This window comes from Peptoniphilus duerdenii ATCC BAA-1640 (genome assembly GCF_000146345.1).
Classification (GTDB): Bacteria; Bacillota; Clostridia; order Tissierellales; family Peptoniphilaceae; genus Peptoniphilus_B; species Peptoniphilus_B duerdenii.
On record NZ_GL397071.1, the window covers coordinates 1,468,049 to 1,480,191 of the forward strand.

General features: G+C 30.1%; 10 protein-coding genes and 1 pseudogene. All 11 read left to right on the forward strand.

Annotated elements, in window-relative coordinates; all coding sequences use genetic code 11:
• Window position 1 precedes the first annotated feature (1 nt).
• The 11 genes and pseudogenes from HMPREF9225_RS06580 to HMPREF9225_RS06630 all read left to right on the forward strand — a co-directional run bounded on the left by HMPREF9225_RS06580 (window position 2) and on the right by HMPREF9225_RS06630 (window position 12,016).
• Window positions 2-1,285, forward strand: a complete 1,284-nt coding sequence (locus HMPREF9225_RS06580; RefSeq protein ID WP_008902160.1) for an ABC transporter permease — start codon at window positions 2-4, stop codon at window positions 1,283-1,285.
• A complete protein-coding gene (locus HMPREF9225_RS06585; RefSeq protein ID WP_008902161.1) occupies window positions 1,275-2,423 on the forward strand; it encodes an ABC transporter permease in 1,149 nt (382 codons plus the stop codon). Before HMPREF9225_RS06580 ends, HMPREF9225_RS06585 begins: the two co-directional genes overlap by 11 nt.
• 11 nt (window positions 2,424-2,434) lie before the next feature.
• On the forward strand, window positions 2,435-3,154 hold the full coding sequence (locus tag HMPREF9225_RS06590) for an ABC transporter ATP-binding protein (RefSeq protein ID WP_008902162.1): 720 nt from the start codon (window positions 2,435-2,437) through the stop codon (window positions 3,152-3,154).
• Window positions 3,151-3,576 (forward strand): FMN-binding protein, encoded by a 426-nt coding sequence (locus tag HMPREF9225_RS06595; RefSeq protein ID WP_008902163.1) that lies wholly within the window; start codon window positions 3,151-3,153, stop codon window positions 3,574-3,576. Before HMPREF9225_RS06590 ends, HMPREF9225_RS06595 begins: the two co-directional genes overlap by 4 nt.
• On the forward strand, window positions 3,576-4,778 hold the full coding sequence (locus tag HMPREF9225_RS06600) for an ABC transporter permease (RefSeq protein WP_008902164.1): 1,203 nt from the start codon (window positions 3,576-3,578) through the stop codon (window positions 4,776-4,778). The genes HMPREF9225_RS06595 and HMPREF9225_RS06600 overlap by 1 nt, the downstream gene beginning before the upstream one ends.
• 312 nt (window positions 4,779-5,090) lie before the next feature.
• Window positions 5,091-5,471: pseudogene (locus HMPREF9225_RS06605) on the forward strand (methionine--tRNA ligase subunit beta); the annotation flags it as partial.
• Between the two features lie 134 nt (window positions 5,472-5,605).
• Window positions 5,606-6,925, forward strand: a complete 1,320-nt coding sequence (locus tag HMPREF9225_RS06610) for a DUF2254 domain-containing protein (RefSeq protein WP_008902166.1) — start codon at window positions 5,606-5,608, stop codon at window positions 6,923-6,925.
• 541 nt (window positions 6,926-7,466) lie between these two features.
• On the forward strand, window positions 7,467-7,844 hold the full coding sequence (locus tag HMPREF9225_RS06615; RefSeq protein ID WP_008902168.1) for a YbaN family protein: 378 nt from the start codon (window positions 7,467-7,469) through the stop codon (window positions 7,842-7,844).
• Window positions 7,834-9,540 (forward strand): ABC transporter ATP-binding protein/permease, encoded by a 1,707-nt coding sequence (locus HMPREF9225_RS06620; protein ID WP_008902169.1) that lies wholly within the window; start codon window positions 7,834-7,836, stop codon window positions 9,538-9,540. Before HMPREF9225_RS06615 ends, HMPREF9225_RS06620 begins: the two co-directional genes overlap by 11 nt.
• Window positions 9,537-11,195, forward strand: a complete 1,659-nt coding sequence (locus HMPREF9225_RS06625; RefSeq protein WP_008902170.1) for an ABC transporter ATP-binding protein — start codon at window positions 9,537-9,539, stop codon at window positions 11,193-11,195. The genes HMPREF9225_RS06620 and HMPREF9225_RS06625 overlap by 4 nt, the downstream gene beginning before the upstream one ends.
• The gene (locus HMPREF9225_RS06630; RefSeq protein WP_008902171.1) at window positions 11,195-12,016 is read left to right on the forward strand and encodes a MarR family transcriptional regulator; all 822 of its coding nucleotides are present in this window, start codon (window positions 11,195-11,197) and stop codon (window positions 12,014-12,016) included. The genes HMPREF9225_RS06625 and HMPREF9225_RS06630 overlap by 1 nt, the downstream gene beginning before the upstream one ends.
• The last annotated feature ends 127 nt before the right edge of the window (window positions 12,017-12,143 follow it).

The window sequence follows — 12,143 nt, forward strand, 5'->3', positions numbered from 1 at the left end:
TATGTTTTGGAGAATAGTTAAAGGAGCGCTTTTTAGACAAAAGGGAAAGATGGCTCTTATTGCATTTACAGTTGCCCTTGGAGCTTCTCTTGCCACTTCAATGTTAAATACCATGCTCGGCGTTGGAGATAAAGTTAATCAAGAATTAAAGACCTATGGAGCAAATATTAATGTATTGCCTAAGGAAGCTTCCCTTCTTGATGATTTGTATGGCATGCAAGAAAAAGAGGGACAGGTTCAAAAATATTTAAAGGAAAAAGAACTTCCTAACATTAAAACTATTTTTTGGGCTTACAATATTGTAGATTATACGCCATATCTTAACACTTGGGTTTCTTGTAATAATGATTCTAAACATACTAAGATGGTAGGAACATGGTTTAATAATCATATGGATTTGCCTACTGGAGAATCAGTTGATACTGGTATGATTAGACTTAAAAACTGGTGGGAAGTTCAAGGCGAGTGGTTATCAGAAAATGATAGCGATTCAGTTATGCTTGGAAAGATTTTTGCAGACAGAAATGGATTTAAAGTTGGTGATGAAATCCAACTAAAAAGCAATAATTTAGACAAAAAATTAAAAGTTAAGGGTATTTTCTCATCAGGTTCTGATGAAGATGCATTTATATATTCTACTTTAAAAACAGCACAAGAATTTGCTGGAGTTACTGGAGTTGTAAATAAAGTTGAAGTATCAGCTCTTACTACACCAGACAATGACTTAGCAAGAAAGGCTGCCAAAAACCCACTATCTTTAACTATTAAGGAATGGGAAGTATGGTATTGTACAGCTTATGTTTCTGCTATTTGTTATCAAATAACAGAAGTAATGACTGATTCTGTAGCTAAGCCAATTCGCCAAGTTGCAGAAAGTGAAGGAGATATTTTAAATAAGACTACTCTTCTTATGGTTTTAATTACAGTATTAACTTTGATTGGTTCAGGCCTTGGTATTTCTAATCTTATTACAGCATCTGTAATGGAAAGATCTAATGAAATTGGACTTCAAAAAGCTATAGGGGCGTCAAATGGAAGAATAATTTGCATAATTCTTGTGGAAATAATTTTGACAGCGATATTTGGAACAGTTATAGGTTACGGTGTTGGGTTGCTTCTTACTCAGATTATTGGTCTAACAGTTTTTGGTTCAGCAATAGCTCCAACAGCTATGGTAGTTCCTATTGTAGCAATACTTATTATTCTTGTTACAATATTGGGTTCAATACCAGCTATAAGATACCTTTTGAATTTAAATCCAACGGAGGTACTACATGGCAGATAAACAAAGTAAAAATAAATTTTACTTAAAAATGATAATGACTTCCTTAGCAAGAAGACGTGCAAGAATGTTAACAGCACTACTTGCTATAGCTATGGGAGCAACAATTATTTCAGGACTTGTTACTATTTACTATGATATTCCTAGACAAATGGGTAAGGAGTTTAGGTCTTATGGTGCAAATATGTTGGTAATTCCCACTGACCCTGATAAAAAAATTACTAATGAACAGTTAGATGAAGTTAAATCGTTAATTCCATCAGGAAAGCTTGTCGGTCAGGCACCCTATATTTATACAAATGCAAAAATTAATGAACAACCTTATATGCTTGCAGGTACAGATTTAAAGGGAGCGAAAGAAAATTCTCCATACTGGCTTATTGACGGTTCATGGCCTGAAAAATCGAGAGAAGTTTTAATAGGTAATGAAGTTTCAAAGGCTTTGGAATTAAAAGAGGGAGATAAAATTATTATAAATACTCCCAAAGTTAATGGAGAAGGTTCTATAGATACTAATTTTGTTGTTTCAGGAGTTGTAACAACAGGTGGTAAAGAAGAAGAACTTATTTTTATGAGTATTGATGATATTTCAAAGCTTGTTAAAGACAAAGATTTTGATGTCGTAGAATATTCAATTGAAGCTGAACAAAATGAACTTTCAAAAATAGTATCAAATATTTCACAAAAGGATGGATCTCTAACTCCACAAATGGTAAAAAGAGTTACCGCCTCACAAGATATAGTTTTGAATAAATTACAAGCTCTTGTCTTCATTGTAACGATAATAGTATTATTCATAATGATGATATGTGTATCCACAACAATGATGGCAGTTGTAACTGAAAGGCGTAAAGAAATAGGTCTTAAGAAAGCTTTGGGCGCAACAAATTCGTCAGTAATCGTTGACTTTTTAGGTGAAGGAGCATTTTTGGGGGTTTTTGGTGGACTTTTAGGTGTTGTGTTAGGATATATATTTGCCAATAGAGTAAGTATTTCGGTATTTGCTAGAAAGGTAAGTTTCTTGCCTCTTTTAGTACCTATGACAATTATTGTCTGTATAGTAATAACTATAGTTGCATCTTTAATACCAGTATCTAAAACTGTTGATATTGATCCAGCTTTAGTGCTTCGTGGAGAATAGAAAGGAATTTTATGGATATATTAAAACTAGTAGATGTTTCAAAAATTTATGGTGAACTTAAAGCCCTTGACAATATCAATTTAAGTGTAGAAAAGGGCGAATGGATTTCTATAATGGGTCCATCAGGTTCTGGTAAAACAACAATGATGAATATTATTGGTGCCATGGATAAACCTTCACTTGGTGAAGTTATTTTGGATGGTGAAGATATAGCAAAAAAATCACCTAAGGAACTAACAGTTATTAGAAGGGATAAGATAGGACTTATTTTCCAACAATTTCATTTAGTTAATTATTTGAGTGCTTTGGAAAATGTAATGATGTCACAATATTATCATTCTATGCCAGATGCACAAGAAGCAATGGAAGCTTTGGCTGCAGTAGGTCTTGCTGATAGAGCCAAGCACTTACCCAACCAATTATCAGGTGGGGAACAACAAAGAGTATGCATTGCTAGAGCTCTTATTAATCACCCTACAATACTTTTAGCCGATGAACCTACAGGAAATTTGGATGAAAAGAATGAATATATAGTTCTTGACATATTTGAAAAACTTCATAATGCAGGATCAACAATTATTGTTGTAACTCACGACCCTGAAGTCGGTGAAGAATCTGAAAGAATGATAACTCTTGAACATGGTAAAATTTCAAAAGAAGAAAAAATGAAAAGAAAAAGACCAGTTCTTGATTCTGTAAAAAAAGATGAAAAACTTAAGGAGTTTATATGAGAAAAATTTTAAATGTATTAATAATTTTTTCTTTAGGGCTTCTCCTAGTTGCTTGTGGAGGAGATAAAAAAGAAGAAGCTCCAAGTGTAAGCTATAAGGACGGCACATATCATGGAGAATCTGTCAAGGATGAAAGAGGCGGACTTGTAAAAGTGGATATAAGTGTTAAAGACAATAAGATTGAATCTTGCACAATGCAAAACATTGATGGAGATGGAAAAGAAAAGGATGAATCTTATGGTCAAAGCCAAAATGAAGGACTATATAAGATTGCCCAACAAGCTATAAATCTTGCAAAGTCATACCCAGATAGATTAGTGGAAAAAGGAAGTCCTGAAGGAGTGGACGTTATTTCGGGAGCAACAGAAACCTACAAGCAATTTATAGAAGCTTGCAACAATGCTCTTGCTGATGCAAAATAATGAAAGATTTATACACAGTTAATTTAGCAAAAAAGAATATAGAAAATAAAAAGACAAGGTCAATTACCTTGATTTTACTTGTAGGAATTTTAACTTTTATATTATTCATGTCATCATTTATAATTTTTTCTCTTAAAAACGGCATGAAATCTCTATCAGATAGGATGGGAGCAGACATTATTGTAGTCCCAGAAGGTTATGATTCCAAAATTACAGGTGCAATCTTAAGGGGAGAACCTAATACATTCTTTTTTGACAAGGATATATTAAATAGAGTAAAAAAAATACCAGGAATTGAAAAAGCCTGTGGTCAAGTTTATCTAGCTACACTTTCTGCTGGATGCTGTTCTTTTCCCATTCAAGTTATAGGAATTGACTTTTCTGATGACTTTAGCGTTAAACCTTGGCTTGAAAAACAGATTAAAACTCCAATTAAAGCTGGGCAAGTTGTTGTAGGTGCTAACATTGTGGGGACTATTAATCATAAGGTTAAATTTTTTAATCAAGAATTTGAGATAAGAGGTAGGCTTGCAAAAACTGGAATGGGTTTTGATAACTCAGTTTTTATGACAATAGAAGAAACTCATAGATTAGCCAAGGAATATGAAAAGATAATTAATCATCCGGTGGCAAAAAAAGATGATATATCTTCTATTTTAGTAAAAGTTGAAAAAAACAAAGATCCAAAAACAATTCAAAAACTTATTAAAGAAGAATTTAAAAAAGAAAAAGTGTATCCTTTATTGCCAAGAAAAATAATGACACAAGTTTCAGATTCAGCAAAAAACATGCTTGTATATGTGTATATATTGATAGCTTTGATTTGGATACTAGCTTTCTTTATTTTAAGTCTTGTAAATACCTTATCAGTTAAGGAAAGGAAAAGAGAATTTGCAACCATAAGGATATTAGGAGCAACAAAGAAAAAACTCAGTGAAGTAGTTCTTATTGAATCTATGCTAATTAATGGTACAGGTGCAGTCATAGGTTCTGTGCTTTCCTTTGTTTTAAGTATAACTTTCAATAATGTATTTTCATCACTTTTGAATATGCCTTTTTTAAGACCGAATATATTCCTTATGATTTTAATGTTAATAATAGTAATAATTGTGGGAACCTTGTTAGGACCAATATCTTCAATTATTGCTATTAATAAAATAAATAAAGTAGAATTATTATTGATGCAAAGAGATAATGATTAAAATAGGCTATTTGTCAAATTTTGGGGAGACTTGTTAACTCGAGTCTCTCTTTTCATTTAAAAAGGCTCTATGTCAAATATTGGGGAGACTCGTTAACGCGAGTCTCTTTCTTTATGTAAAAATGAACACATAGACGCTAATTAAGATATCAAAACTAAAATAACTAAAAAACCATTAAAAATAAACATAGCAAACAAGACTCCTAGAGTTTTTGCGAAATTTTCCCATTTTCTTATTCCTACCATGAAGCCATTGGGAGCAAGTAACGATTCAGAAGGACAAGAAATTCTAGAACCATAGGCAGAAAATATAAAGATTGACCTATCAAAGGTTAAGGTCGAACCATTATTCGAAGACTGTGTAGACTTTGATACATTTTCAAAATCAGATTTCAGAGTTGTAAAAGTTAAGGCTTGCGAAGAAGTGCCAAAATCTAAAAAACTATTGAAATTTACATTAGACGATGGATTTGGTAAAGATAGAACAATTCTTTCAGGAATAAAAGAATACTATAGCGCAGAATCTTTAGTTGGTAAGACTCTACTAGCTATCACAAACCTACCACCAAGAAAGATGATGGGCATAGAATCAGAAGGTATGCTCCTATCAGCAATCTGCGAGTATGATGGAGAAGAGATGTTAAATCTTATAATGCTAAACAAAAACATACCAGCAGGGGCAAAATTATATTAAAATTAAAAGATCTTAGCGATTTAATCATTGCTAAGATTTTTTTATGGATTTAAAAGTCTTTAAAAATTGAAATTATATTTTCTTAAACGTATAATAAGAATAACAATAAATATTAGTAGATTAGTAGGTGACAAATGATTGAAAAATTAAAAGTTCTATATGATAACAATAGAAATATTATTAGAATTACAAGATATATTTTCTTATCTTTTATTCTTTTGCTTATAACCTGGTTTTTTGACTATAAAAGCCCGGATTTAAAATTAAATTTACCTAATATATTGTTACTGTCTCCAGAAGTTACATCATCATTTTTATCTACCTTAACTGGAACATTTTTAACTGTATCAACTTTTACTTTTACAACAATTTTAACAGTCTTAAACAAATATTCTGATTCATTTACTCCTAGGATAGTTCAAGACTTTATAGATAAACCAAATGTCTTAAGTCTTTTTGGAGTATTCATCGGAGGTTTTTTCTATACGGTTCTTTCATTATTTATGATTCAAAATATAGAAAGTGAACAGCCATTAATTTCTGGGACAATTGGAATATTTTATGCAATTGCTACTATGATATCCTTTATCCTCTTTGTAAAAAGAGTCTTGAAAGACATTAAAGTAGGCAATGTAATTGAAAACTTATATACAAATGCGTCGAGTCTTATAGAAAAAGAATCTGAAAGGAGACGAGTAGCAGAAAGATTTTCTATTGATAAGTGGGAGTCTTATAAAATTTATGCTAACAAGTCTGGTTACCTATACAGTATTAATGCAGACAAAATGATAAATATCATTGAAGACTCAAAGTATGAGATAATTATCAATAAGAGAATAGGAGACTATGTCTTAGAAAACATGTATATAGGAGATTTGAATGTCTTAGAAAAATTAGATATTGTCAAAGAAGAAAAAGAAAAACTTTTAAAAAAAATATCTGACAACATTATTATCAATGTAAGAAAAAATGATACAAGAGACTACCACCATGAAATTACAAATATTGTAGAAATTGCTTTAAGAGCCCTTAGTCCAGGGATAAACGATCCAAACACAGCTTCAGAGTCTATTAATAAAATAGGTATTTTGCTAGGGAAACTATTTTCGTCTAAAAATTTTTACCAAATATTAAAAGAAGATGAAAATAGTAAGATAATATATAATAACTATTCAGCAAAAGAAGAACTAAGTTTGTCATACAATCAAATTCTTCACTATGGAAAAGATGATCCTGAAGTAGCTAAGGCAATTTTATCAAGTATATTTATGATCTATTATGTATCAGATCAGTCAGTCCATGAAGAAATAGAAAAATTCTTTGTATATTGCTACGAAGAATGTAAGGGTGCTATGACAAGTAATGCCTATATAGACCAACTTGAAGAAATTTACAAAGAATTTAAAGAAAAAAGAGATGACTCGATGAACAAAGATACGAATGAAAATAAATAAGACAATAGTCTTTGATGTGAACCCCAAAATCCAAAAAAGGATGGAGGGGTTTTTTAATACAATACTTTTAGGATTAGAAAATAGAAATTGTAAATTGCAAACAATCGCGCCATTAAGGCACGGATATTAAAGATTCCTTTGGACCGCATAAAAAACCGGTTAAGCCGATGGTTCTGATTTTTGAAAAAATTGAAGAAAGTAAAATATAACTAATAATTATTATTACGCTATACGTATTATGGTAATAATTATTTTAAATTCTAAATAAGATATGAGTTTAATAGGCTTAAAGATCCTCGTTAAATAAAATAAATTTAAATGCTATCCGGATAGCATCAAAAAAATAATATAATTACTAATAAAAATTAAACTTTAGTTAACCTAAGTTAACTAAAAAAATTTTATAAAACCGCTAAATTTACAGAGAATTTGAAAAATGTACTTTTATATCGAATAATAATTAATATCAAAATACTTTACATAAAAAATATACTTTGATAGTATAAAACATATTATTAATATAAATTATCAGGAGGTAGTATTGAAGTACATATTTTTAATTTTAGGATTTATATTTTTAGGAATAGGAATAGTTGGGATATACCTACCACTTTTACCTGCAACTCCATTTTTACTTTTAGCAACTGCTTGTTTTGCAAAAGGATCGGAAAGATTCCACAAATGGTTTATTTCAACCAATATCTACAAGAACAATATAGAACCTATAAAAGAAAAGAAAGGTTTAACTATGAAGAAAAAGATAAAAATTTTGTCGATGATTACATTTTTTATAGCAATATCTTTTTATGTAGTTAAAATATCCCATGCTAGGATTTGTCTTGTATTAGTCTTAATATTCCACTACATATACTTTTTCGCTAAGATTAAGACTGTGCCGGAGGTAGAAAATGCTGAATAAAAATCTTTTAAGAGAAATCGGTAGAGAAAAAAACTCGTTATTAATTTTGATATTACTCAAGGTTTTTGAGCTATTTACTAATATAGCTCTTATATTTTCAATTGGGAATTTCTTAAATGAAATTGTTAAGGGAAATTATTTAGTTAAAGGATTTATATTTCAAATTTTCGCAATTATTCTTATAAAAATAATTATTATAAAGTATAACTTTTATATTTCACATAAGATTTCTAATAGAATCAAGAAATCACTTCGACAAAGACTTTTTAAAAAGGTCTATGGATTTAAAATGGAATATGGAGAAAAGATTTCTATATCAGAAGTTATAAATCTCAGTGTAGAAGGAATAGAGCAACTAAATATCTTCTATGGAGAGCTGCTACCACAGCTTGTATTCTCTCTAATAGGACCAATTATGTTATTTATAATTATGTCCTTTGTAAATTTAAAGATTGCTATTGTAGGACTTGTATTCTTACCATTTATTCCAATAGCAATTTTTATGGTACAGAAGTTAGCTAAGAGGGTGGTTAAATCTTATTGGAAGTCCTATGCAAACCTAGGGGAAGTGTTTATAGATTTTCTATACGGACTTACCACTTTAAAGATTTTCAATGCGGATGAAAAGTACAATGATAAATTAAATGAGATGGCTGAGGATTTCCGAGTTAAGACTATGAAACTTCTCATGGTTCAGCTAAACAATATAACTGTTATGGACCTTGTCTCATATACTGGAAGTGCAACTGTAATCTATATGACTCTAAAATATTTTTCTATGGGACAAATTTCTATATTTACAGGTTTTGTATTTATTCTTCTATCTCAAGAATTTTTCAATCCTCTAAGAAGACTAGGAGCATTGTTCCACGTTGCTATGAATGGTATTTCTGCTGCTACAACTCTGTTTGAAGTTCTAGAAATAGAAGAGCCTGTGGACGGTTCACAAGTAATAGATGAAGATAGGGTTACTATTGAACTTAAAAATCTAGATTTTTCTTATGATAAGGAACAAGTATTAGAGAATATAAATCTTACATGCAAAGAAAATGAAATAACCTGTTTAGTTGGGAAGAGTGGCTGTGGAAAATCTACAATCGCTAAATTGATCTGCGGCATGCTAGGGAGTAATGGAAAAAATATTTTTTATAATGGTAAGAACGATATAAAATCTGACAGTATAATAGAAAATATCTGTATGATTGACAACAATCCATTTATTTTCAGCAACAGTTTAAGATATAATCTGCTTTTTGCAAATCCTACTGCAAGTGATGAAGAACTTATGGATAAATTAAAAATTGTTGGATTATATGAATATTTTGAAAATCAAGATGGGCTAGATACAATTATAGAAAGTCAAGGGAACAACTTATCTGGAGGACAAAAACAGAGAATTTCTATTGCTAGAGCTCTACTTAGAAAGCCAAAAGTCTTGATACTTGATGAGGCTATTTCAAATATAGATATAGAATCTGAAGAAATTATTTTAGATATTTTATCTAGGCTAAAAAAAGATATGACCATAGTGCTAATAACTCACAGACTTAGAAATACTGAAAACGCGGACTATATATACTTCCTTAAAGATAGAAAAGTAATAGAAGAGGGAAGTTTTGTAGAGATGAAGGAAAAGGAAAACTTTGGAAATCTTTACAATTCACAGATGGATTTAGAAATGTGGGGTGTCAAATGAAAAATTTAAGAGAGAGAAAAGAATTATTAATAGATCTTTTAAATCTTGTTAAGCCTCTTAGTTTACAGATGATTTTTGCAGTATCATTCGGGCTACTAGGACATGTTTTTGCAACTTTGATACCTGGTCTTGGAGCATATTATTTTGGAAAGATCTATATAGGAGAAATAATAAATCTAAAAACGGTTTTATTTATTTTAATAACACTTGCGATTTTAAGGTCCTTATTCAAATATACGGAGCAGCTTTTTAACCACTATGTAGCTTTTAAAACTTTGGCAATAATAAGAGATTTGGTTTTCAAAAGTCTTAGAAGACTCTGCCCTGCAAAGATGGATACGAAGAACAAAGGTCAGCTTATCTCTATAATAACAGCAGATATTGAGCTTTTAGAAGTGTTCTATGCCCATACGATATCGCCAGTTTTAATTGCGTTTTTCCACACTCTAATATTTTTTATAATTCTATATAAAATTCATTGGAAGTACGCGCTATGCCTGTTGGTATTTCATATTGTTCTCGGTATAATTATACCAACACTAACTCAAAAAATTGGCGAAAGACTAGGAGATGATCAAAGAAAAAATTTATCAAATCTAAATCTTTCGATTCTTGAAAGTTTAAAAGGGATTAAAGAAGTAATAAACTTTTCTATGCAAGATGAAAGAATGAAGGAAGTGGATAGCTTAACCAGGGATTTAAATAGATCTTCTAAGAAACTATCAAACAATATGGGAAATAATTTTGCCACATCTTCAACTATAATTCTTATAGCAAATATAGTTTTCATATTAGTTGGAGCAAGACTATACATGGCAGGAGAAGTAAATTTCTTAAACTTAATATTTCCAATAGCCATATTTATTTCATCCTTTGGTCCTACATCAGCACTTGCATCACTTGGTAATAACTTGGTTTTAACCTTTGCTTGTGGCAAAAGAGTTATGTCACTTTTAAGTGAAGCTCCTGCAGTAGATGAAGTTACAAATAAAAATGAAGTTAGTTATGAAAAAATTGATCTTACAGATGTGGAATTTTCATACGATGACACAGAATTAATAAAAGACTTTAATTTATCCTCTAGATTAAATCAAGTTGTAGGCTTAGAAGGCAAGAGTGGATGTGGAAAATCTACGGTTCTTAAACTAATAATGAGATTTTTCGATCCTAAAGAAGGCAAAATTTCCTTAAACGAAATAAATTTAAAAGATATAAATAGTAGAAATCTTAGGGATAATATTTCATATGTGGCACAGGAAAGTCATCTATTCAAAGGAACAATAAGAGAAAATCTTTTGGTGGCAAATGAAAGTGCAACAGAAATTGATTTAATAGAAGCAACAAAAAAAGCAAATATCTATGATTTTATCATGTCTTTAGATCATGGATTTGACACAGAAATAGTAAAGGATAAGGCGCTACTTTCAACAGGACAGATACAAAGACTTGCCCTTGCTAGGATGTTTTTAAGAGATTCAAAACTATATATTTTGGATGAACCGACAGCAAATATCGACGCATATAACGAAGGAATAATCTTAAAGTCCCTATATGAAGAAAAAGATGATAAGACTATCTTTATATCTTCTCATAGGAAGAGTACACTTAGAATATGTGATGAAGTAATTAATATGCAAAGGAGCATCAACTCATAATGACAGAGATGAAATTAACAAAAATGCAAATTGAGTATCTATTATTTTTAAAGAACAATCCAAGAAAAAGAACGATAACTGACGCCAGCAAATACTTTGATTGTTCAAAAGTAAACGCAAAAAAAATAATGGACAGGATGTTGGTACTAGGACTTCTTTATAAAGATACTAACGATTTTCATTTGACGAAGATTGGAGAAAAATTTGCAAATGAATACAATCAAATACTGGAAGATTCCAAAACAATATTAAGACATATACTAAAGATGGATGATGAAGAAGTTTTAAAAGTATCAGATGAACTCATCCATTTAGAAAACCTAAGAGAAATAATAAAAGATTATTCATCGCATATAAAAAAGATAGAAAAATTAAAAAATAAGGTAAAAAATGAAGAGCTGCTAAAAGTATATTCCAATACTTCTAGCGAAATTAACCTTACAGTATATAAAGTAAGTGAAAATAATAAAAATTCATTTGTAGAAAATTCCATGGCTATGATGGGATTTGAAAAAGAAGTAGAAATAATAGTCGAAGATGAAGAATATCTATGTTTGAAAACTAAGATGATAGAAAAAATACAAAATGGATTTAAGAAAAAATCCATGCCTATATTTTTGATATATGAAGATGAAAAAGGAGAGCATACTATAGATGTAAAGGATGGTATCTTTAGAATTCCTTTAAAAATTATAAAATTTTGGAACAATTTAGGTAGCGGAATCCTACAAGCATCTGTAAATTTAAAAATAAAAACTCATATAGGATTTGCAGCCCATATAGGGAAAGCAAATTTTGTATTTTCTGTTAACCTATATTAATATCAAAATTTTGATGAATATAAAATATAACAATTGTAGAAAGTAGATAAAAAAAGGATTAAATAGAAAACATTATCAATAACATTAATTGAAAGCATAAAAAAGTTAACGTAAGTTAACTTTTTTT

Coding starts and splice junctions, on each gene's coding strand:
- HMPREF9225_RS06590 (WP_008902162.1), top strand. CDS start 2,435: ATGGATATATTAAAACTAGTAGATGTTTCAAAAATTTATGGTGAACTT.
- HMPREF9225_RS06595 (WP_008902163.1), top strand. CDS start 3,151: ATGAGAAAAATTTTAAATGTATTAATAATTTTTTCTTTAGGGCTTCTC.
- HMPREF9225_RS06625 (WP_008902170.1), top strand. CDS start 9,537: ATGAAAAATTTAAGAGAGAGAAAAGAATTATTAATAGATCTTTTAAAT.
- HMPREF9225_RS06600 (WP_008902164.1), top strand. CDS start 3,576: ATGAAAGATTTATACACAGTTAATTTAGCAAAAAAGAATATAGAAAAT.
- HMPREF9225_RS06630 (WP_008902171.1), top strand. CDS start 11,195: ATGACAGAGATGAAATTAACAAAAATGCAAATTGAGTATCTATTATTT.
- HMPREF9225_RS06580 (WP_008902160.1), top strand. CDS start 2: ATGTTTTGGAGAATAGTTAAAGGAGCGCTTTTTAGACAAAAGGGAAAG.
- HMPREF9225_RS06585 (WP_008902161.1), top strand. CDS start 1,275: ATGGCAGATAAACAAAGTAAAAATAAATTTTACTTAAAAATGATAATG.
- HMPREF9225_RS06610 (WP_008902166.1), top strand. CDS start 5,606: ATGATTGAAAAATTAAAAGTTCTATATGATAACAATAGAAATATTATT.
- HMPREF9225_RS06620 (WP_008902169.1), top strand. CDS start 7,834: ATGCTGAATAAAAATCTTTTAAGAGAAATCGGTAGAGAAAAAAACTCG.